This is a genomic window from Klebsiella huaxiensis (assembly GCF_003261575.2).
In the GTDB taxonomy this organism is placed as follows: domain Bacteria; phylum Pseudomonadota; class Gammaproteobacteria; order Enterobacterales; family Enterobacteriaceae; genus Klebsiella; species Klebsiella huaxiensis.
The window spans coordinates 1,999,287-2,021,570 of record NZ_CP036175.1 but is presented as its reverse complement, the minus strand read 5'-3'; the positions used below and the strand labels follow the sequence as shown (position 1 = coordinate 2,021,570).

The following is a 22,284-nucleotide window of genomic DNA, read 5'->3' as shown; positions in this document are numbered from 1 at the left end:
ACGTAAAGGGGGTTATATGCGACTGGAGTTTGAACGCCCCGGCAGCACCCAGGCAGCCAGCCTGGATGACGCATTCATAGGGCTTTTCCAACACACCCGGACGCTGGGATTTGACGCGGTCATTTACGACTACACGCCGGTCCCGCGTTCGCTGGAGGGAGAGCTGATTACGCCATCGCTGCTGAAAACGTGCAATGTGCCGGAGGATATGCGCCAGCTATGGTGCGAGCGAGGATATTACCAGGTTGATCCAGTACAGCACTGTGCGCTGGAGAGCTGCGCGCCCTTTGTCTGGTCCTATCAACGACCAGACAGTAGCATGCTGCGCGGCAGGCTGGACGATCATGCTATCGCCGTCACCGACTATATGCGTGAACACAATATGCCCTGCGGAGCAACGGTTCCCCTGCATCTCCCCAACGGCGGATTCGTGACCCTCACCGGCATCCATACCGGCCAGCGTCAGGAACGGGAAATCGGCGCGACCCTGGCGCAGCTGATGCTGATAGCCCACCAGTTCCAGGAGTCGGCCTTTCCGCTATTCGACAGCACCGTGCTGACCTGTCGCCACGTGAAGCTAAGCAATCGTGAGCGCGAATGTCTGGCGTGGTCTGCTGAAGGGCTCACCGCCAAAGAGATCGCCCGCAAACTGCATCGCTCGGTAGCAACGGTGACGTTGCACCTGAATACCGCAGCCAGAAAACTCGGCGCCAGCAATCGCGTACAGGCGGTGGTTCGCGCCCTGCATTACCGTCTGCTCGACAGCTAAGAACTAGCATTTTTGCTAGTGTTCAGCGTTGGTTGCGACCCTTTACCCTGAAAGCCGGTCCACTTATCAGGGTAAAGATCATTCATGTACACCATTAGCGAAGGCTACGCCCCGTTTCGGGAATACCAAACCTGGTTTCGTATTTGCGGCGATACCCATAGTGGACTGACGCCGCTGGTCATTGCCCACGGCGGGCCGGGATGTACGCACGATTATGTCGATGCGTTCCGTGATATCGCCCTCGGCGGGCGAGCGGTGATCCACTATGATCAGCTTGGCAACGGCCGTTCAACTCATCTGCCGCAGCATCCTGCCGATTTCTGGCAACCAGCGCTGTTCCTCGACGAACTGGATAACCTGCTGCGATATCTCGATATTGCCGATAATTACGCCCTGCTCGGTCAATCGTGGGGCGGCATGCTAGGCGCGGAACACGCCGTGACGCAACCAACGGGCTTGAAAGCGCTGATTATCGCCAACTCTCCGGCCTCAATGGCGCTGTGGCTACAGGGCGCAGCAGAACTCCGGGCGCAGCTCCCTGCCGACGTCCAGCAGACGCTGCTCGAACATGAGGCTGCGGGTACCCTGGACAGTGCAGAATATAAGGCAGCAAGTGCAGTATTTTATCAACGCCACGTCTGTCGGCTTGATCCCTGGCCGCCGGAAGTACGGCGCACCTTTGATGCGATGGATGCCGACCCAACGGTGTATCACGCGATGAATGGCCCCACCGAATTCCACGTCATCGGCAGTATGAAAGAGTGGACAATTATCGACCGCCTCGCGCGAATTCAGATTCCGGTGCTGCTGATTTCCGGGCGCTACGATGAAGCCACACCGGAAGTGGTACAGCCCTTTATGGACCACATCCCTGGCGCGCAGTGGACCATTTTTGAATCCTCAAGCCATATGCCGCATGTGGAAGAGCGCGAGCTATGCATGAAGACGGTGAGCGATTTTTTAAGCCGCGTGCTCTCCTCAACATAATTCCTGCCGTTCACCGAAGCCAGCTATCAACGCTGGCCCGAACCGTGAACGGTACTTTTTTAGCGTCGAATAACCCGCCCCGCCGTCTGATGGCGGATTTCACCGTCATCCCAGGCCAGCTGGCCATTGACCCACACCTTCTCAATACCATCAGCCCTGGTACGTGGTTGCGCAAAAGTGGCGCTGTCCTGCACCGTCTGTGGGTTAAAAAGCACCATATCGGCATAATACCCGGCGGCAATCCGCCCGCGACGGTCAATACCCAGTTCAGCAGCGGGAAGGCCGCTCATCTTATTAATCGCCGTGTGCAGCGGGAACAGCCCCAGTTCGCGACTGTAATGACCCAGTACGCGGGGGAAAGTACTCCATAAGCGCGGGTGCGGATGCTCATCGTGCGGCATGCCGTCAGAACCAATCATCGTTGGCGGGAAAGCCAGAATACGCTGGACATCATCCTCATCCATCATGAAATAGATAGCTCCGGCGGGCATCAGCCGCTGCGCGGCCGCTTCATCGCTAATGCCCCATTCGACCGCAATCTCAGCCAGCAGCCGTCCGGCATGCTGGGGATACGGCGTCGACCAGCTCACCAGCACCCTGGCCGCTCTGGCGATAAAGTCCGGATTTAAGGTCGTGGATGAGGCGTTATAGGGGTAACAATCCAGCGATACCGGCTGGCGAGCGCGGGCGGCCTGAATACTGGCCAGCGTTTCCCGCGAACGACCATGGTTTTTCACCCCGGCTAATTTATGGTGAGAGATCAGTACCCTTACCCCCAACCGACGGCCAATCTCATAGGTTTCATCAAGCGAGTCCAGCACCGCTTCAGCCTCGTTACGCATATGGGTCGCGTAGAACGCCCCATAGCGCGCCAAGGGTTCAGCCACCGCGACAATCTCATCGATAGTGGCAGCCCGCGCCGGCGGATAAAAAGTCCCGGTCGAGAAACCAAACGCACCGGCGGCAAGAGATGCTTCAAGCAGTTCCCGCATCCGGCAACACTCCTCTTCGCTGGCGCGACGATCCAGAGAATCCCCCATCACGCTGGCGCGAAGCGTAGTATGCCCTACCATGCAGGCGGCGTTGACGGCAATACCGCTACTGACCAGCTCCGCCAGATAGTCGGCAAAATGGGGAAAGCGTAACCATTCGGGAGTCGCTATCAGATCCAGCGGTGCGGGAACGTTCACCATTCGCGCCGGCGCCAGGCTCAGACCACAGTTGCCGGTCATCACCGTCGTCACGCCCTGGGACAATTTTGCGGTCATCATCCCCGGCATTAACAGCGCCCGGTCGTCATGGGTATGAACATCAATAAACCCCGGCGCCAGCGCCAGGCCGTGCGCCTCAACGATATGTCCCCCGGCCAGCGAACCCGGTGCGCCGATGGTCGTAATAAATTCGCCAGTAATCGCCACATCCGCGGGTATCGGCGGCTCACCGCCGCCATCAAACAGCAGCACGTTACGAATCACCAGGGTCGGACTACGTATAGCCTCATTCATCGGCATTTTCCACGTTAAAGAGAGGGGATCATGCCGCCATCAACCCGCAGCACGCTGCCGGTGATAAACGACGCCTGCTGGCTGGCGAGGAACGCCGCCGCCGCGCCATATTCATCCGGGCGACCGTAGCGCCCGACCGGGATGGTCTGCTGGCTGCTGCTGCGCACCGTCTCAACGCTGATCCCTTCACGCCCGGCGCGCGCGGCGTCAAGCTGACCAACGCGCTCGGTGGCAATGCGTCCCGGCACCAACACGTTCGCCGTAATTCCGCTGGCGGCAACCTCCGCAGCCAGCGTTTTCGACCATCCCACCAGCGCCATGCGCAGGGTATTTGATACCCCTAACCTGGCAATCGGCGCGACTACGCCGGAAGAGGTGCTGGTAATGATGCGCCCCCAGCCCTCCGCACGCATATCGGGAAGCACCTTATCGGTTAACTGAATGAGCGAGCTGACCATGGCGCTAAACTGCTGCTGCCAGACCTCCGCGTCAACGCCAGAAGCGGTGGAAGGCGCGGGACCGCCCGAGTTATTTACCAGAATGGTTATCGCACCGAAGCGTCGACGGATCTCGTCAAGGACCGTATCGAAGGTCTGAGGAGTTGTCAGATCCAGCCGCCAGGCCCGGGCTTCCCCTCCGGCCTGAGTAATCAGCGCCACCGTTTCCGCCAGCTTTTCTTCATTGCGTCCGGTTACCGCAACCTTTACGCCTTCAGCGGCCAGCGCCTGGGCCATCGCGCGCCCTAAACCGCTTCCCGCTCCGCAAACCAGCGCCGTTTTTCCGCTAATCATAAAATCCATCAGTTCAGCCCCTTGTCGGCAAGTTTGCGTTCCAGGCGAGCCATCAGCCCGCTCAGTTCCTGGAGATCGGTACGGTCAAGAGTCGGCCCCGGCTGGCGGACAGCTGCACTTTTTATCGCCCCGCGCCGGTGTAGCGCCTCTTTGCGCAGCCCCAGCCCAATGCCGTACTGAAACTCATGGCGCAGCAGCGGCAGGTAGCAATCGAAAATATCCTCACCGCGTCCCGGATTACCCTCGGCATAGGCCTGGCACACCTGCACTAGCATTTCCGGCCAGGCAAAGCCGGTCATCGCCCCGTCGGCTCCGCGCGCCAGCTCCTGCGGCAAAAAGAGCCCGCCGTTACCCACCAGCACGCTGATGCGGCGCAGCCCCTGCGCCTCGCTCTGACTGCGCAGCTGACTAAGTTTGCGCATTCCCGGTAGATCCTCATGCTTAAGCATCACGATTTGCGGCAGCGCTTCGATCAGCCGCAACATCACCGGAACAGAGGTATGAACTTTGGTCGATTGCGGGAAGTCCTGCAGGCAAATGGGCACCTCGTTGCCCAGCAGCTGCGCAACGCTAAGAAAATAGTTTTCCACCTGCGGGTCGGTTGCCAGATTCGGACCCGGCGCCAGCATGACCCCGGCAGCGCCTTTATCCATCGCCGTTTTCGCCAGACGCTCCACATGACGGTGGGAAGCATGGCTGACGCCAACCACCACCGGCACTTGCCCGTTCACCCGCGCCAGCACCCGCTGCATAAAGCTCAACGCTTCTTCTTCGGTAAGCTTATGCGCCTCGCCCATCATGCCGAGAATAGTGATCCCACTGACGCCTTTTTCGAGATAGAAATCGGTCAGGCTATCCGCGCTGGCTAAATCCAGCTCGCCGCTGTCGGTAAACGGCGTCGCGGAAATAATGTAAACCCCATTGGCTTGTTCGTTCAGTTTGTTCATTACCCTTATTCCCTACTCAGATTGCCGTAAATCGGGCGACGATACCGGCCCGCGCCTGGGTCAGATGAAAGACCATCGCCTCTCTGGCCCCCGGCGCATCACCGGCGAGAATGCGTTCCATTAGCGCGATATGCTCCTGGCAGCCGGGCTCGAAGCGGGCGACGGTGCCGTTCTGGTCAAAAGTGCGCGCTTTAATACGTAAATCAAAAATCATGCTTTCAAGCATGGCGTTGCCGCAGTGGGCGGCAATCGTCTGGTGGACCAGGTTATCGATACGATGATTCTCAGAAGCGGAAAAGTCCCGCGCCTGACGGTGGGCAGCCAACACGCTAATCACCGATTGCGCCTGCTCCGTCGGCATGCGGGACGCGGCGGCAAACGCCGCCTCCCCCTCAAGCAGAATCCGCAGTTGCAGAATCTCCAGATATTCACGGAGTGTGGGCTCTTTCACGATGAGCTGCCCACGACCGACCCGCGTCGCGAAGCCGCCGCCAACCAGACGGCTGAAGGCTTCACGCAGCGGCGTGCGCGAGACCCCCAGCGCGGCCGCCAGCGCCCGTTCCTGCAATGGCATATTGGTGGGGATCCGTCCCTGCTGGATCATTTCCAGTAGCTGTCGATAGGTTGTTTCTGTCAGATCCTCGCTACCTGGATTGAGGAAAATATTGTCTACATCGGTCTGTGTTTCACTCATAGCCAGCTCACTTCCGTTGATTGAATATGCTGTAAACAGGCGGCGATGCCCTCTTGCAAACGCCGCCAGCGCGCAACGCCTTCCGATACGGTAATCGCTCGAAACGCCACGCTCTGCCCCGGCCGCAGTTGCCCAACGCGCGGCAGATCCGCCCCGATTAAGGTGGCAATTTTTGGATACCCTCCCGTGGTCTGACGATCGTGCAGCGCAATAATCGGCTGACCATTACCAGGAACCTGAATGCTCCCGGGCACCACCGCATCGGAAACCATATCGGCCCCGTACAAATGCGCCAACGCCGGGCCCACCATCCGGTACCCCATCCGGTCCGCATGGGCGCTAACTCGATAGCGCCCATGCAAAAACGTGAGCAGCGAGGCTTCGGTAAAAGCCTCCTGCTGCGGCCCCATGACCACCGATAGCGGGCCGCTGCTGTACAACGATGTCAGATACGCGTGTAAACAGCGGCGGCGTCCGACAACGGTTTTTTCCGCCAGAGGCAAGCGATCGCCTTTTGCCACCGCTCGCCCATTCAGACCACCAAGCGACGCCCGGGTCAGCGTAGCGCGGCTGCCCAAAATAGGCTCCACATCGATACCGCCAGCCAAAGCCAGATAGGCGCGCAGCCCGCGCTGTATACGCCCAACGACCAGTTCGCTGCCCTCCGCCAGCCGATGACCAACCCAGGGCTCCAGCACCCGACCATCAGCCTGTGCGTCGACTGCACCGCCGAGGCACAGGATGCATTCGCCACCCATCACCCGGTATCGCCCACCAAGCGCGGTTAATTCCAGCGCCGCGCATTCCGGTCCGTTTCCAACGACGGCATTCGCTAATCGAAACGCAATCATGTCCATCGGCCCGGATGCCGGTACGCCCAAATGCGCAAAACCACGACGCCCCTCATCCTGCACGGTGGTCAATAATCCTGGAGAGATAACTTCCAGCCAGCGCATCACGCTACCTCCGGCTCAGGGTACCAATCCGCTGCTCGGCACTTGTCGCTCAGACGGGCGAATTCCGCCGGAGTAATGGGCATAAAGCCAACTTCATCCCCGGCCTGAAACAAAAATGGTCTTTGCCGCAGCGGATCAAATGAACGCCAGGGTGTCCGGCCAATAAGGTGCCAACCGCTGGGGCCTGCTACCGAGCTGATTGCCGTCTGCTGGCCGCCGATATTGATACTGGACGCCGGCGTCATCGCTCGCGGCGATGAACGACGCGGGGTATGCAGCATTTCAGGCAGACCACCGAGATAGGCAAATCCCGGCATAAAGCCCACCATATAAACCCGATAGCGCGCGCTGCTGTGTATATCAATCACCTGCTCCGGGCTGAGCCCATGTCCCTGCGCCAGCGCAGGCAAATCTTCACCATACTCGCCGCCATAGCACACCGGCACGCGCCAGCGGCGACGCGCTGAATGTGTGGCAGGAAGCTGATTAAGCAGAAGCGTCACGCGTTCACAAAGCTCAATACAGGTCACCGTTAATGGGTCAAACACCACGGTCAGGGAGCGATAGGTGGGAATAATTTCGCTCACGCCGGTCGTACCGTTCAACGCTGCCGCCAGCGCCAGTACCCGGGCATTCAGCTGGTTGTCGATACGGTCGCCGAATTCAACTAATAGGGCCAGTTCGCCCACCGCGATAAAACGTGGAAAACCGTTCACGCGGACTCCCTGAAGGTCATCGCCAGTTCCGGCTGAAAGCCAAAGCTGATGGTCTGGCCAGAATGGCGATCCTCAGGCGGGAGATCGACCGGCGCGTAGGCCACCACCATCTGCCCCTGATACTCAATCAATAGCTTCCAGTGCAGACCGCAAAAGGTGGCCATCACAATGTTGCCCTGATAGCGTCGGGCCGCCTTCTCGCTGGCGCGGCCAACCAGCATATGCTCGGGCCGGATGCCCAGCGTACCGTCACGCTCGCCGGGAATGAAATTACACTCGCCGAGAAAACCGGCGACAAAGCGGCTATCAGGCTGGCGATAAAGGGTCTGCGGAGAACCATCGCCAACAATCTCCCCTTTATCCATAATGATTATCCGATCGGAGAGATTCATCGCTTCTTCCTGATCGTGAGTGACAAAGACCACCGTCAGGCCCAGTTCCTGATGCAACTGCTTAATCTGAATCTGAATCGACTGACGCAAATTTTTATCCAGCGCGCCAAGCGGTTCATCCATCAGCAAAATATCCGGATTGAACACCAGCGCCCTGGCCAACGCGGCGCGCTGCTGCTGGCCACCGGAGAGTTCTCCGGGCAGGCGTTTACGAAACGTGTCAAGACTGACCAGCGCCAGCGCCTCACCAACCCGCCGTTCAATATCGACCTTCGCCAGGCGGCGCATACGTAATGGAAAGGCGACGTTCTCAAATACGGACATATGCGGAAAAAGCGCATAGTTCTGGAACACCATGCCGATGTTGCGGTCAGAAATTGGCTCGCGAGTCACATCCTTACCAGCAATCTGAACGCTGCCACTATCAGGGCGTTCAAACCCGGCAATCACTTTCAGCAGCGTCGTTTTCCCGGAGCCGGAAGCCCCCAGTAGCGTACAGAACTCGCCGCGCGCCACCTGAAGATCGATACGCGGCAGCGCGACCGTGGAACCGTAGGTTTTGCGAATGGCGTTAAGAGTGACATCTTTACCCTGCATTTGACGCATGTTTGCCTCCATTACGTTTTACCAGGCTCTGCAAAATCAGGATCCCCGCCGTCGCCGCGATCAGTACGCAGGAAGCCGAAATCACCGTCGGGTCAAAATCGAACGCCAGTCCTTCATACATCAGTTTCGGCAAGGTTCGATTACGGATAGTGGTGAGAAATAGCGACATCACAACGTCGTCAAATGAGGTTACGAAGGCAAACACTGCCCCGCCAATCATGCCGGGGAGCAGAAGCGGCAACATCACGCGACGAAACATCTGCCAGGGTTTGGCCCCGAGGCTATAGGCCGCCAGCTCAAGGCTGGGATCGAATCCTTTGAGCGCTGCACGTAGCGTAATAAAGGTATAAGGGGTAGCCAGAACGGTATGGCCGAGGATCAGCGCCACCGAGTTGTTGATCAGTCCTAATGGTCCGCACAAATAATAAAGCGAGACGGCAGTAATAATGGCTGGCACCGACATGGGAACGATAAACAACGTTTCCAACCAGCTTTTGCGCGGCGAACGGAGTTTATGGATCCCCATCGCGGCGGTCGCCCCCAGCACCATCGATAAAATAGTGACAATCAGCCCAATCCGCACGCTCTCGCCCAGCGCCAGCATCCATTTACGGTCGGTAAAAAAGTTCACGTACCAGCGTACGCCGTATTCAGCAGGGGGAAACGTAGGGAAGCTGGCGGTACCGAAACTCATTGGAATAACGACAACAATCGGCAGGATAAGAAATAACGCCACCAGCACGCCTGCGCCTGCGCTAATACGCCCACCGCCGCTGCGCTGCGTCACGACAACTGACTGGCTCCCTTTACCGCTGGAACCCCCCATCAGCTTATCGAGACCAAACAGGCGATTAAACAGCCATAGCGCGACCAGCGTGGTGATCAGCAATACGCAGGCCAGCGCGGCGGCGATCCCCCAGTTCAGCTCGTCGGTAATATTATGCGAAATAAGCTCCGCAACCATGCGCTGTTCCGGTCCGCCCATCAGCGACGGCGTGATGTAGTAACCGACGGCGTTCATAAATACGATGACCGCACCCGCGACAACGCCTGGACGCGTCAGCGGCAGGATGATGCGGGTAAATACGCTTAGCGAATCCGCGCCTAAACTTTGCGCCGCCTGCAGCAATGAGCTGTCCAGCGAACGGAATGAGGCGTAAAGCGGCAGCACCACGAAGGGCATCAAAACATGAACCATACCAATCAGCACGCCGGTAAAGTTATAGAGAAATGCCACCGGCTGTGAAGTAATTTGCAGGGTCATCAACAGATTATTCAGCGGGCCGTTTTGCTGCAACAATGCTATCCACGCCGAGGTGCGCACCAGAGCGCTGGACCAGAACGGAAGCAGAACGGCAAAGAACAGCAGCTTCGCCATCGCCGGACGCACCGAGGCCATCAGCCAAGCCAGCGGGTAGCTCATCACAATGCAGCCGATCGTCACCGCCATGGCGATAACAAAGGTATTTTCCAGCACGATGCGATAAATGGGCGTATCCCACAGGTGGAGATAGTTTTCGAGACTAAAGTGCCCCTGTGCCAGGAAACCTTGTTTAAGCAGTCCGGCAATCGGCCAGACAAAAAACAGGAGTAAAAAAAGCAGCAACGGTAGCGTCGCCACGAGGGCCAGCCCGGGCCATCGGATCCGCCGGGATGGGGTAAGGTTGTCGGTCAATATCGTTGCCACCATAACACACTCCGTTCTGGACGAGGCACCGTCAGAGGTACCCCGTCCGCCCAGTGACTCACTGAATCAACTTATGTTTCGCGCGCCGTTATTGCGCACGCACCTGGTTGTAGCGCTCAATGATGGCCGGGCCATTTTTGTCCCACCATCCGGCATCCATAAACAGAGTGTGCTGCAATCGTTCCGGGGTGGACGGCAAACGTTCCTGACGCGCTTTGTCGATGTATTGCATCGCCTCGCTGGTGGTCGGGCCATAGGCGATGTACTTACTGAACTCAGCCTGATGCTGCGGCGAAATAATATAGTTGAGTAGCTTCAGCGCCGCGTCGCGGTTGTGGGCCCCTTTGACCAGCGCAAAGTAGCCAACCTGCGCGACAGAATCATCCCATGACATTTTGATCGGCACGCCAGAGTCAATTCCCGACTGGAAGCGGCCGTTCCAGCCTAAAGCCATCACCACTTCACCGCTGGAGAGCGCCTGTACCGGTTCCGCGCCGCTCTTCCACCATTTCGCCACATAGGGTTTGATTTTCTTAATCTGGTTCATCGCCCGATCGACCCCCTCCGGGGTGCTGAGCGTTTTATAGACATCTTCCGGCTTGACGCCATCGGCAATGAGCGCGGCTTCGATAACCGTAGCCGGTTCATCCTGCAAGGTGCGTTTACCGGGGAATTTCTTCACATCCCAAAAATCAGCGAAGGTTTTCGGCTGCGGTTTCCCCTCCGGGAAGACCTTGCTTGAGAAGCCTATCAGGGTGGAGAAAATCTCAGACGGGACGCCGTAATCATTACGCGCGCCGGGGATAACATGCTGCTGATTAACCATTTCCGGGGTGATCTTTTCAAACACCCCGAGCTTAATGCCGCGAGCCAGGCGCGAGCTATTCTCCGTCACCACATCCCATGACACAGTATCGGTATCCTGCATGGCTTTTAGTTTACTGACCTGCGGGTCGGTATCCTCCACGACATCAATACCGGTTTCTTTATTGAAGGGCTTCAGCCAGGCTTCACGAATCGCATCCTGATAGGCTCCGCCCCAGCTAGCAAAATAGAGCTCATCCGCGCTGGCGGACAGGCTATAGCTCATGGTCAACAGGCCCAATGTCAGACAGCCTGCTTTGATCGATGGTTTCATCTGCTCACTCTCTCCTGGTTAAACATTCGCTCATCGGCACATTCGCCAGCGACGTCATTTTGGCTTTTACCCTTTGGCATTCTCATTGCATGCATTTGGTATACCAACTGTCTCGAGGAGTAATCATGCAAGAAGTGGACCTGAATTCAGATCTGGGTGAAAGTTTTGGTCAATTCAGCGTTGGCGACGATGAAGCCATGCTGGATCTGGTGACCTCCGCCAACGTCGCCTGTGGTTTTCACGCCGGCGATGCGCTGGTGATGTACCGCACTATCACCCATGCCAGAGCGCGCGGGCTGGACGTCGGGGCCCATCCGGGGTTTCTTGATCTTTGGGGTTTTGGCAGGCGCACGATTACCGGTGATAGCCCAGCGGACGTTGGCAAAATGGTGGTGTACCAACTGGGCGCCATGCAGGCCATGGCGCGGGTCTGCGGTCATATGATGACCCACGTCAAGCTACACGGCGCAATGGCTACCCAGGCCTTCACCGACGATGCCTTATCGGAAGCCATCGTCAGCGCTATTCTCGCCGTGGACCGCCAGCTGGTGCTGGTCACTACGCCGCACAATGCGACAGAACGCGCGGCGCGCAAGGCCGGGCTGCGCGTCGCCTGTGAAGTGTTCGCCGACCGCAGCTACGGTGAAAACGGATTGACTCTGCCGCGACATTTGCCGGACGCCATCATCCACGACCCCGAACGCGCCGCCAGTCGTGCGCTACAAATGATTGAAGAACAAGCGATTCGTACCATTAGCGGGGTCAAAATCCCAATGCCCGTTCATACCCTATGCGTCCATGGCGATAACCCGCAGGGCGTGGCCATCGCCCGCACGCTGCGCGAACGTCTGACCGCCGCTGGCGTCGTCATTCGCCCGCTCAGCCAGCTGAGTCATCTATAAGCCGTTGCAACATAAATGCACAAATGATGCGCACTTATCGTGCACATTTGCACCATCGACAGGCAGCCGCCGGTCACCAACCACCAAAGCATCGTCATGCCATCGTGGCATGACCAGTTAAGGAGAGAGAGATGAAAGACAGGGTTGAATGCCGTGAAAGACTACGCGGGATCTTCAATATTACCGTGACCCCTTTTACCGAACAGGGAGAGATTGATTTCGCCGGTCTGGCCGCCAATATCGAGCGCGTCATTGACCTCGGCTATGACGGCGTCCTGATAGGCGGAACCTACGGCGAATTCCCGGCGCTGAGCCCTGAGGAGCGAGCAACCATTTTCCGTCACGTGATGCAGGTTGTCGGCGACCGCGTTCCGGTGATGCTGTGCAGCGCAGGCTCCGATGCCCGGGTAGTCCGTGAATTAACCACGCTGGCAGGCGATCTCGGCGGCCTGCCGATGGTTACGCCGCCTTTTGTTTCCGAAGTCACCGATATGCAAATCGTGAATTTTTTCCAGCAAATGGCGCCGTTATCTAAAACCGGGATTCTGGTCTACAACGCGCCGGGTATCGGCATTACCCTCCCCCCTGCGCTTCTGGAGCAGTTGGCAGATATTCCGCAGGTTGTAGGCATCAAACAAGGCGACCTGAGTCCAACCGTTATTGACCAAATCGCCAACCGGTTGTCCGGGCGTCTGCGCCTGTTCTGCGCTTCAGACCTGGCATTTTTAGGCCCAATGATGTGCGGTTTCGATGGGATAAGCACGACCAACAGCGGTGCGCTGCCTGAGCTGGTATTAGCCAGTTTCCGCGCGCTGGAGCGAGGCGATGCCATCGCCGCCAGAGAGCTGCACCGCCTATGGTACGGCTTCCGTGCTCTTGCGCGTCGCCATGGCCAGCCGCAGTTGGTGAAGGCAGCAATGAATCTGCGCGGCTTCAACGGCGGACATGTACGTTCACCGCTAGTCGATGTTACCCCGGAGGTGATTGCCGAAACCCAGGCGGAGCTTCAGCGACTCGCCGCCGATGCCCGCAGCGGCGTCTCGCTACCGGCCTGAATCCCCTGAAACAAACGAATACGCCGCGCGATGAAATGCGGCGTCTAACCAAAGAGAGCACTATGTCAGCACAATTTCTCGCGCCGCGTATGCGGCGAGTTCGCCCGTCGCCGACGGCGGCCATCGCCGACCGGGTCCGTACCCTGCAGCAGCAGAAAATCGACATTATTAGTCTTGGCCTCGGTGAACTGGACTTTGCTACGCCTGCGGCGATTGGCCAGGCGGGTATCGACGCTATCCGTCAAGGTGAAACAAAATACACCGCGGTCGGCGGCACCGCCGCCCTTAAAGCCGCCATTATTGATAAATTCACCCGTGACAATGACCTGCGCTTCACCTCTCAGGAGATTATTGCCGGCACAGGTGCTAAGCAGCTGATTTTTAATGCGCTACAGGCCACGCTGAGCAGCGGTCTGGAAGCCATTATTCCCGCACCTTACTGGGTTTCCTATCCCGATATGGTAGCGCTGGCGGATGGCGAGCCCGTCATCGTTGCAACCCAGGAACAAAATGGCTGGAAGCTGACGCCGCAGTCTCTGGCCGCAGCCATTACTCCACGTACCCGCTGGCTTATCCTCAACTCCCCATCCAATCCAACGGGTGCGCTGTACAGCTACGAGGAGCTGCAGGCGCTGGCGAAAATACTGCAGGCTGCACCGCAGGTACTGATTCTGGCGGACGATATTTATGAGGCGCTGCGCTACGACGGCGCACCTTTCTGCACGCTGGCTCAGGTTGCGCCAGCACTGCGTGAGCGTATCTTGACGGTGAATGGCCTCTCCAAAGGGTTTTCCATGACCGGCTGGCGCCTGGGCTATGCCGCCGGGCCTGCCTGGTTAATTTCTGCAATGACGATTCTTCAATCGCAAAGCACCTCCAATCCTTGTTCGCTCGCGCAAGCTGCGGGCGTTGCCGCGCTGACCCAACCCGCCGATTTTCTGCCGCAGTGGCAGGCCATCCTCGTCAGGCGCCGCGATCGAGTGATGGCGATGATAGACCAGGTCGATGGGCTAAGCGCCAGCGCGCCGCAGGCCGCATTTTATATCTTCGCAAATTGTTCCGGCCTTATCGGTAAATCAACCCCCGCAGGCGTTCAGCTCAATGATGACGTTGCGGTTGCCGATTACCTGTTAACCGAAGCTCATGTTGCCACTCTACCCGGGACGGCGTTTGGCGCACCAGGGTATCTGCGTCTGGCTTACGCGCTGGATGATGCCCTGCTGGACTCAGCCTGTCAGAGCATCGCCCGCGCTTGCGGAGAACTCCGTTGATGTCTTAGCTAACAGGTGATGCCAGCGCAGAGATTATTTGCTCGCGCATAGCGCGGCTTAACAGCATAAACTCGCTGTTCTCCACGCTGGTGTTACGATTTTCGATCAACGCCAGCTTGACGCCTGGCCAGGTAATCGTATTGTGCCAGGCACCTTTCGGGATGCAGTACACCTTATAAGGTTCCATTGAAATATATTGAAAATGAAATTTTGCGCTATCATTTTCATCAATAACCAGCAGAGTACATTTCCCATCTAACAAAATAAAAACCTCGTCAGTTAATAAATGGCGTTCTAGCGTATCGATATACTGGATATCATTTTCGGGTTTCCAGTTTTTTATTCCGACAAACCAGTCAGCGCTTTCAACCATGCACTGCAGGCCAGTTCCATCATACTGTCCAATTTTTACCGAATATTGCATTATTTTTCCTCCAGACCGCGCGCGGGCGTACGAATCCCCTGGCGCCTGCGCGCAAGCTAAGTCGTTTGCTATAAAACCCGGTGTTTAAGGTTGTGATAATTTATCTAAAGTGACTCGCTTTACCGCTGGAGCCAGAAATACGAATATAGTTTTGTAGCGTTTCTTTAGCCTGATTTTCCATATTGATCATCATAGACATGAAATCAATATCCGGCGTCTCTTGCAGCATTGTTCTCAAGCCCTCTTTGCAGCTGACGAACGTGTCGGTACAAACGTTAATTTTATTAATGCCGCAAATAACGGCCTGGCGGATATTTTCTTCCCCGGAATCAGACCCTCCATGAAGCACCAGCGGTTTCTGAGTAGCTTGTTTAATTTGGCTGATACGATCAAAATCGATTTTAGGTGCACGATTGGCCGGGTATTTACCATGCGCAGTCCCCACGGCTATCGCCAGCGCATCAACTCCGGTAGCCTCAAAGAAATGGACAGCATCTTCAACGCGAGTATAGAGGTCAAATTTTTCATCATCCGCATTGGCGGCCTGACCAATAAAACCGATCTCTCCTTCAACTGTCACATTTTGCGAGTGGCATAAAGTTACGACATCTTTGGTGCGCCGAATATTCTCTTCCATCGGATATTCGGAGGCATCAATCATAATGGATGAAAACTGATGGCGAAAAGCGTGGGTAATACGCTCATAATCTTTACCGTGATCAAGATTCAGCGCTACCGGTACGGTTGCACGCGCTGCCAGAGTCCGTACAATCTTAGAGATAATTTCACCATCACCGTGCTTACTCATTTGCCCCTGACCTATATTAATAATGATCGGTGCATTCTCCTCTTGTGCTGCCCGAATCGCCCCACGGACTAACTCAAGATTAATAACGCTGGCGGAAATAACGCCATAATAATGGCGATTAGCATCATCTAAAATAGTTTTCATTGTGACATACATGTTTTATACCTCTGCATAGAAAGTGATTTTACACAACACTCATCCCTTCCAGATCTAATTATCTGAAATAACAGATGAACTCTTTAACTAACGACTAAAATTCTAGAACGTCTATTTCTTTAGCCATTCCGGAGAGCAATGACTCTATTTTTTCCATTTCATATGTTGACAAGATTGATTTCAGCCATGATTCGCATTTCACCGTTGCCATTTTCGCTACCGTATATTTCACTTGCGGGACGCTTAATGGCGTGACGCTGAGTTCATCAACACCGGCGGCAATCAGGAAAGGTAGCATATTTTTATTTGAAGCTATTTCGCCACACACGTGAACAGGAATAAGGTGTTTTTTTGCAGCATCAATAACTTGCTTAATCGCACGCAACACCGCAGGATGATGCGGCTGATATAAGTGCTGGACTTTGCTGTTATTTCGATCGCTGGCGGTGATATATTGCGTAAGATCGTTACTACCGATACTGAAAAAATCGCAGCGGCTGGCAAAAACATCAGCAAGCATGGCAGCAGCAGGTGTCTCAATCATTATGCCGACAGGTATATTTTCGTCATATGCAATTTGCTGCATACTTAATGACTGCTTAATATCAGCTATCAGCGCCTTTGTTTCCCAAAGCTCTTCCAGCGTGGCAATCATCGGAATTAATATTTTAATCCGGCCAAACGCCGAGGCACGAATAATAGCTCGCAGCTGTTGCTTGAAAATATCTTTATTATCCAGACAGTAGCGAACAGCTCGATAGCCAAGAAATGGATTCTCCTCCGCAGGAATACCAATGTAATCCGCCTGCTTGTCCCCGCCGATATCCAGGGTACGAATGACAATCTCCTTTTGTGCCATAAGCAGGGCCAGCGATTGATAAAAATGAAACTGTTCATCCTCATCCGGAAACCGATCTCGATTCATGTACAAAAATTCGGTCCTGACCAGTCCAATACCATCGGCATACTGTTCGAGAGCTTTCTGAGCTTCGCTAAGAGCCGTAATATTGGCGCACACTGCAATCTTCTCCGGCGTATGGGCAGCATCGATAACAAAACGCCTTAGTGCTGCTTTGCGCTGCGCTAATTGTGTAATGAGCTGTTGATACCGAGCGATACACTGCTCATCAGGATCAACATAGATAACCCCACTGTCGCCATCAACGATCGCTGGCTGACCGTCTACCAAGCTGTCGAGATCCATCGTGACACCAACAATGGCAGGGATCCCCAGCTCTTTAGCCAGAATCACCGAGTGAGAAGTCACCCCTCCGCGGCAAGTGATAAATCCCTGCAGCTGTTCAGGATTATAGACAATGGTATCCGCTGGCGTCAGTTCATCCGCAACAATAATCATTTTTTGCGGACAATCGGATAGCTCAACAATAATTTTATTCGCCAGGCAGTCCAGCAGCATTTTTTCTATTGCGCGAATATCCTCAACTCGCTGATTCAAATAAATCGACTTAGACTTTGATAAGCATCCAACCAACCTCTCTGTTTCATTGATAACCGCCAGCTCAGCGCACAAATCGGAGAAAATATTCTCCCGGATATTTGCAATATAATCTTCATCCTGCAACATTAACAGATAAGCTTTATAAATCTTAGCCATATCATCAGTGTATTGCTGGCGTGCTTGCTGATGAAATTTAGCCATACTTTCAATGCAATTCTGTAATGCAGTTAAAAAGCGGTCCCACTCACAGGAGGGCTCTCTGGCATCAGAATATTCAGCATACCTGTGATTGTTACGTACCACCTGAATCTGACAAAAAGCGATTCCTGGCGACGCTGCAATGCCGTTCAAAATATACATACTGGACCTCAACTATTAAAATAATCTTGAGTAAGCGATGTACTATTTAATGCTAATCTCAAAATCGTCAACTTCTGGTTCCTCTTCATCGCCATCTTGCTGATCGGATGCTTTTAATACTGGTTTGAGGATGGTTAATACTGCGGCAGTAATCAGGCTGCCGATGATTAACGCAGCGACAAATCCCCATGGGTGTCCCATGATGGGAATAACAAAGATCCCACCGTGAGGAACTGTGCTGGTAACGTTCCACAGCATCGTTAGCGAGGCGGCTGTGGCGGAACCGGCCATACAGGCAGGAATGACCCGCAGCGGATCGGCAGCAGCAAACGGCAGGACGCCTTCAGTGATAAAGCATAATCCGAGAGGAAACGCGGCTTTCGCTGCTTCAATTTCTCCCTGAGAATAGCGTTTACGCCGAGAAATAAACACGGAAATCGCAACACCGATGGGAGGAACCATACCCGCGACAATTTTCGCCGCTTCCGGGCCATAAATCCCCTGAGCCAGCATGGCATTTGAGAAAAGAGATGCGGATTTATTTACCGGCCCTCCAAGATCAAACCCCATCATCGCACCAATTATCCCCCCGAGTACCATCCTCGATCCGCCCATAAGTCCCCCCATCCAGTCAATGACCGCCGCCTGAGCGATGGCAACCGGACGTCCCAGAAATAGATAAAACGCCAGGCCAATAATCAGGGTTGAAAGCAAGGGGATAAAGAGTACCGGCATCAGCCCCTGCATACTGGAGGGAAGCTTTAAGTAGCGACGAATCGCCAGTATGACGTAACCCACCAGGAACCCGGCCAACATTCCTCCCAGGAACCCGGCTTTAATTTCAATGGCCACAAACCCCAGAATCAGCCCAGGGGTAATACCCGGGCGATCGGCAATGGAATAGGCAATGCCGGCAGTAAGAACCGGTACAACGAGCCCCATTGCAACCACGCCAAGCTGGTTGATAAACCAGGGCAACGTTTGCGTCGCATTGGCAACAAATGCACCGCCAAATATTTTTGCAATCGCCATACAAAGCCCTGCTGCGACAACCACAGGAATCATGTAGGAAACGCCGGTCAACATATGCTTCTTGAAACCGATACTGTAAGACATACTATCGCCCTCATATTTAGGGTTAATTATTTTTGCATTTTTTCTTGTATTTTTTGAATCAAAGATTTAGGTGATTTGACTACGGTAGCAATAGGAACTTCGACCACATGTTTATCCTTAAAACGCTCTAACCCGCCAATCCCAATATCGGTCGCAAAAATAACAATGTCCGCATTAGCGATATCCTCAGGACTAAGTTTATCATCAACACCAATAGACCCCTGAGTTTCTACTTTGATGTTATGCCCCAGACTCAAGGCAGCCTGAATTAGTTTTTCTTTAGCGATATAAGTGTGGGCAATGCCTGCAGTACAGGCGGTAATTCCAACAATATTCATTGTACACTCCAGATTATTCAAAGGCAGACACCAGTTCGTCCGTCGACGCTGCTGAGAGTAATTTCTCGCAAGTTTCCTCCTTTCCTAACATGCGAGCTACTTGTGACATCATTTTAACGAAATAATCATTTTTATCTTTTTTATTTACGGCAAAAAGAATTATAACTTTTACTCTATTACCGTCCAGGGACTCCCATTCAATTGGTTTTTTTAATAAACCAATAGCGATACAGGTATTGTTAACAAAATCTGATTTACCATGAGGTATAGCAATAAAGCCGCCAATTCCCGTTTTACCTTCACCTTCACGTTGGTAAACATCCTGAATAAAAGCGTGTGGATCGTTAACTGCACCATCCTTATACAGCAGGTCAATTAATGATTCGAGCGCTTGCCGTTTATCGGTCGCTGGCATATTAATTTGCAGGGCGTTTTTATTGATAACATCTGAAAGCATCATAAAAATTATTGTCCTTATTACATCCTGATATCTGACATAGTATAACCGCATTAATTTAATGTATAAAAAAAGGCAGTGAGTTCATCGATCGCCTGTTCTTCATCCTCTCCCTCTACCTTGATAATAATTTTGTCGTTTTTACACGCCCCCATACTCAGTACGGAGGTAAAACTTTTTGCGTTAAAAATCTCGCCATCTTTTTCAAAGGTAATTTTACTCAGATAAGAAATAGATTTATCAACAAAGTCCGCTGCGGGTCTGGCATGCAACCCTTCATCACTTTCAATAATAAATTCGCACATTTTCATATTACATCCTCATACTTGTTCTCATCGATTAAAAACCGATATAGTTCTTGCTCAGAAGTACAGTTACGCAGTGATTTCATTAGCCCATCATTTTCCACCATCGCAGCTAGCATGGTGTAAAAACCGGCAATACTTCCATCAATTTTGCCATCAGACGATCTTTTAAAACCAACCATAAAGACAACATCCACCCCCTGCTCTCCTCCCCAGTCGACGGGTTCGCGTAGTAACGTTAATGAGATAAAATTCACCTTCACCAGACCCGGATCGCCGTGAGTAAGAACAACGCCAGGAGCAATTTCTGTTGGGGAAACTTTTTCTCTCTCTAACACAGAGGATAAATAAAGTTCATCACAACAGCCTGTAGCCGCCGCTTGCTGGCAAACATATTCCAGCACCGCATTGTTATGTTTAATTTCTGAAACGACGAATAGCATCTCAGGCAAGATATACTGATGATAACTTTTTACTTTACCGTCCGTTTTTTTCTGTAGCGTTTGCAGCATCTTACTTTTTTGCATCTTCTTAACGGTTTCTTTAATCAGAGAAAGATCATAAGGTAACAATACATCATTGACGTGGATAACAGCCTCTTTACGACGCTGTAGGGGCACTGTACTCACAACCAGGTCGCAGTAATTATTATCCAGTTGGTCTAGCTCTCTTAACGAAAAAATACCAACAATTTCAACCTGAGTTATTGCCCGCTGTATTTTTTGCGCGACAAATTGAGAAATGCCGATACCATAATTACAGACAATAGCGATTCTAATTTTTTTAAACGCTAAACTTTGTGCATTTTTAATACATAAGGTAATCAGGCTAATTTCTTGTTCATTCAAGGTTAGTTGATAACGTTGCTCATATAGCAAACTGCAAAGCTCAACTTCAAGATATAAATCAAGGTAAGAAAATTTGACCTGCCTAATCAATGACTGAGAAGCACCGGCTTCAGCCCGATTTATACCAAGGATGTTACGATAGACCATCGGTCTAATGAGTAAAATCAAGCGCCATAATAATTGTTTATCTCTCAGCAACCCGCGACTGACCACATGACTTAACGATAAAATAAACTCCTGAATAGTTTCCTCAAGATGCCGTGGCGAAGCACAAACCTGAACTCTGACGCTCTCATTATTAACGTCATTTAACTCGCTGGCGAGTAAAACAAGTGTCGTATATCGTACATCATCAGCTGAAAATACAATCCTGGTTGAAGTATGTAACTGCTGGCAAAGGTAATGCGCCATTTCTTGCTCAGGACCTACATCCCAGGCTTCCGATGCAGAAACAGTCAGGTAATCTTTAGCCATCTTCTGGCGATGCATAACAAGCACGAAGGAAAATATTAACCATACGCAGGAGTCATAGGTATAAGAGACATTATATTGCTGCTCCAATTCTTCAATCGCTCGCATAATCGGTTCAAAATATTGCATTTCTCTGGAAAACATCATTTTGAGCGTAAGATAATCGGCACCATCAAAATATTTTTTACTGAGAGCATGTGTAGATGAATAAAGATGCTCTGCGAATGCTTTTTTCTGACAACGCTTTAGTTCAATAAATAAATACCAAAATAACTTACGCCTAACTACCTCAGTGCAGGATAATTTATAGGTTGCGTTAGATTTGCAAAGTTCAATGCCAAAAGGCAGGAGCCAGGACTCAACTTCGAGCAGATATTTTTTTATCGCGCCTTTATCTAAATAAACACAATCAGCCAACTCCTGGGCGGACACTACCGGCTGTACCAGCAAAATCATTAGCATGCGGCACATGCGGTTTTTTATACGTTCATCAATTTTATTCTCAACAAAGGTCGTGGCTATTTTTTCGTAAGCCGTTTTTTCCATTTCGAGGAAAAATCCTTTATTAGTTTTAGCCAGCAGCCGACCGACATTATGATTAACAACTTCATTTCTGATAACATCCAAATCGCTTCTTACCGTTTTTTCTGAATAAGACACCTCATCAGCAATATCCTTTACTGTGACATAATCTCTGATCACCCAAAGCATCTCAAAAATTTTACGTTGTCTAACAGTAAATAACATCACGGCAATTACCCCATCAGAAATAATTATTGCAACAATATTATGCCCCAGCACCACCCGTATCATTCTTACTATCATCGATACTAGCAGCGACATTTTTTTAAGCAAAGTCAATTAATGACACAATCCAATGGTCATTATTCCTTTTTTTCCATATTCGGTGGATCAAGATCACATTTATCAAAGAGAGGACTTAAAGACTATTACTGCGAAATAAATCACAATTTATTCAATGAGAATGAAGTTTTTAGCGTGATACATCACACTTTATTGCCAGTTTTTTTTTGATTGAGGGTAATAATTCATCAGGAATCAATAAAACAGATGCTGATAGAGTATCAGGGAAGAATACGCTAACGGCGGTTAACTTCAGGTCATC

General features: G+C 52.7%; 22 protein-coding genes. 5 read left to right on the top strand and 17 right to left on the bottom strand.

The features are described 5' to 3' along the window. Positions 1-16 precede the first annotated feature (16 nt). Both DA718_RS09625 and DA718_RS09620 read left to right on the top strand, forming a co-directional pair. The gene (locus DA718_RS09625) at positions 17-769 is read left to right on the top strand and encodes a helix-turn-helix transcriptional regulator (protein WP_112213179.1); all 753 of its coding nucleotides are present in this window, start codon (positions 17-19) and stop codon (positions 767-769) included. A gap of 84 nt (positions 770-853) precedes the next feature. Further along, positions 854-1,756 carry a proline iminopeptidase-family hydrolase gene (locus DA718_RS09620; RefSeq protein WP_112213178.1) on the top strand — a complete coding sequence of 301 codons (903 nt, stop codon included), beginning with the start codon at positions 854-856 and terminating at the stop codon, positions 1,754-1,756. A gap of 59 nt (positions 1,757-1,815) precedes the next feature. Here DA718_RS09620 and DA718_RS09615 read toward each other — a convergent pair whose 3' ends face one another. From DA718_RS09615 to DA718_RS09575, 9 genes are all read right to left on the bottom strand, one after another. After that, entirely contained in the window at positions 1,816-3,261 is a 1,446-nt protein-coding gene (locus tag DA718_RS09615) for an N-acyl-D-amino-acid deacylase family protein (protein WP_112213177.1), read from the bottom strand. A 14-nt stretch (positions 3,262-3,275) separates the two neighbouring features. Further along, entirely contained in the window at positions 3,276-4,061 is a 786-nt protein-coding gene (locus DA718_RS09610) for an SDR family oxidoreductase (RefSeq protein WP_112213176.1), read from the bottom strand. Further along, positions 4,061-4,999: a dihydrodipicolinate synthase family protein gene (locus DA718_RS09605; RefSeq protein WP_110275507.1), complete on the bottom strand. Its 939-nt coding sequence runs from the start codon at positions 4,997-4,999 to the stop codon at positions 4,061-4,063. Before DA718_RS09605 ends, DA718_RS09610 begins: the two co-directional genes overlap by 1 nt. A 16-nt stretch (positions 5,000-5,015) precedes the next feature. After that, positions 5,016-5,693, bottom strand: coding sequence for a GntR family transcriptional regulator (locus tag DA718_RS09600; protein WP_110275508.1), 678 nt, complete (start codon positions 5,691-5,693; stop codon positions 5,016-5,018). Beyond that, positions 5,690-6,649, bottom strand: coding sequence for a 5-oxoprolinase subunit C family protein (locus DA718_RS09595; protein ID WP_112213175.1), 960 nt, complete (start codon positions 6,647-6,649; stop codon positions 5,690-5,692). Before DA718_RS09595 ends, DA718_RS09600 begins: the two co-directional genes overlap by 4 nt. Further along, positions 6,649-7,365 (bottom strand): 5-oxoprolinase subunit PxpB, encoded by a 717-nt coding sequence (gene pxpB, locus DA718_RS09590; protein ID WP_112213174.1) that lies wholly within the window; start codon positions 7,363-7,365, stop codon positions 6,649-6,651. The genes DA718_RS09595 and pxpB overlap by 1 nt, the downstream gene beginning before the upstream one ends. Next, complete coding sequence (locus DA718_RS09585; RefSeq protein ID WP_112213173.1) at positions 7,362-8,363, bottom strand: ABC transporter ATP-binding protein; 1,002 nt, start codon at positions 8,361-8,363, stop codon at positions 7,362-7,364. The genes pxpB and DA718_RS09585 overlap by 4 nt, the downstream gene beginning before the upstream one ends. After that, entirely contained in the window at positions 8,344-10,053 is a 1,710-nt protein-coding gene (locus tag DA718_RS09580; RefSeq protein WP_112213172.1) for an ABC transporter permease subunit, read from the bottom strand. The genes DA718_RS09585 and DA718_RS09580 overlap by 20 nt, the downstream gene beginning before the upstream one ends. A gap of 85 nt (positions 10,054-10,138) precedes the next feature. Then, positions 10,139-11,188: an ABC transporter substrate-binding protein gene (locus DA718_RS09575; RefSeq protein WP_112213171.1), complete on the bottom strand. Its 1,050-nt coding sequence runs from the start codon at positions 11,186-11,188 to the stop codon at positions 10,139-10,141. A gap of 125 nt (positions 11,189-11,313) precedes the next feature. On the opposite strand from DA718_RS09575, the gene DA718_RS09570 reads away from it, so the two are divergent. The 3 genes from DA718_RS09570 to DA718_RS09560 all read left to right on the top strand — a co-directional run bounded on the left by DA718_RS09570 (position 11,314) and on the right by DA718_RS09560 (position 14,416). Beyond that, positions 11,314-12,090 (top strand): LamB/YcsF family protein, encoded by a 777-nt coding sequence (locus DA718_RS09570; RefSeq protein ID WP_112213170.1) that lies wholly within the window; start codon positions 11,314-11,316, stop codon positions 12,088-12,090. Between the two features lie 131 nt (positions 12,091-12,221). Then, entirely contained in the window at positions 12,222-13,145 is a 924-nt protein-coding gene (locus DA718_RS09565; protein WP_112213169.1) for a dihydrodipicolinate synthase family protein, read from the top strand. A 62-nt stretch (positions 13,146-13,207) separates the two neighbouring features. Then, a complete protein-coding gene (locus DA718_RS09560; protein ID WP_112213168.1) occupies positions 13,208-14,416 on the top strand; it encodes a pyridoxal phosphate-dependent aminotransferase in 1,209 nt (402 codons plus the stop codon). A gap of 4 nt (positions 14,417-14,420) precedes the next feature. Here DA718_RS09560 and DA718_RS09555 read toward each other — a convergent pair whose 3' ends face one another. The 8 genes from DA718_RS09555 to DA718_RS09520 all read right to left on the bottom strand — a co-directional run bounded on the left by DA718_RS09555 (position 14,421) and on the right by DA718_RS09520 (position 21,971). Continuing rightward, positions 14,421-14,840, bottom strand: a complete 420-nt coding sequence (locus DA718_RS09555) for a cupin domain-containing protein (RefSeq protein WP_112213167.1) — start codon at positions 14,838-14,840, stop codon at positions 14,421-14,423. A gap of 100 nt (positions 14,841-14,940) precedes the next feature. Further along, the gene (locus DA718_RS09550) at positions 14,941-15,792 is read right to left on the bottom strand and encodes a class II fructose-bisphosphate aldolase (protein WP_208431170.1); all 852 of its coding nucleotides are present in this window, start codon (positions 15,790-15,792) and stop codon (positions 14,941-14,943) included. A gap of 106 nt (positions 15,793-15,898) precedes the next feature. Beyond that, positions 15,899-17,623 (bottom strand): phosphoenolpyruvate--protein phosphotransferase, encoded by a 1,725-nt coding sequence (ptsP, locus tag DA718_RS09545; protein WP_112213166.1) that lies wholly within the window; start codon positions 17,621-17,623, stop codon positions 15,899-15,901. A 42-nt stretch (positions 17,624-17,665) separates the two neighbouring features. Continuing rightward, positions 17,666-18,739: a PTS fructose transporter subunit IIC gene (locus DA718_RS09540; RefSeq protein WP_110275520.1), complete on the bottom strand. Its 1,074-nt coding sequence runs from the start codon at positions 18,737-18,739 to the stop codon at positions 17,666-17,668. A gap of 26 nt (positions 18,740-18,765) precedes the next feature. Further along, positions 18,766-19,077: a PTS fructose transporter subunit IIB gene (locus DA718_RS09535; RefSeq protein ID WP_110275521.1), complete on the bottom strand. Its 312-nt coding sequence runs from the start codon at positions 19,075-19,077 to the stop codon at positions 18,766-18,768. Between the two features lie 13 nt (positions 19,078-19,090). Next, a complete protein-coding gene (locus DA718_RS09530) occupies positions 19,091-19,537 on the bottom strand; it encodes a PTS sugar transporter subunit IIA (RefSeq protein WP_110275522.1) in 447 nt (148 codons plus the stop codon). Positions 19,538-19,587: 50 nt separating this feature from the next. After that, a complete protein-coding gene (locus DA718_RS09525; protein ID WP_110275523.1) occupies positions 19,588-19,845 on the bottom strand; it encodes an HPr family phosphocarrier protein in 258 nt (85 codons plus the stop codon). After that, entirely contained in the window at positions 19,842-21,971 is a 2,130-nt protein-coding gene (locus DA718_RS09520) for a BglG family transcription antiterminator (protein WP_167492738.1), read from the bottom strand. The genes DA718_RS09525 and DA718_RS09520 overlap by 4 nt, the downstream gene beginning before the upstream one ends. Between the last annotated feature and the right edge of the window lie 313 nt (positions 21,972-22,284).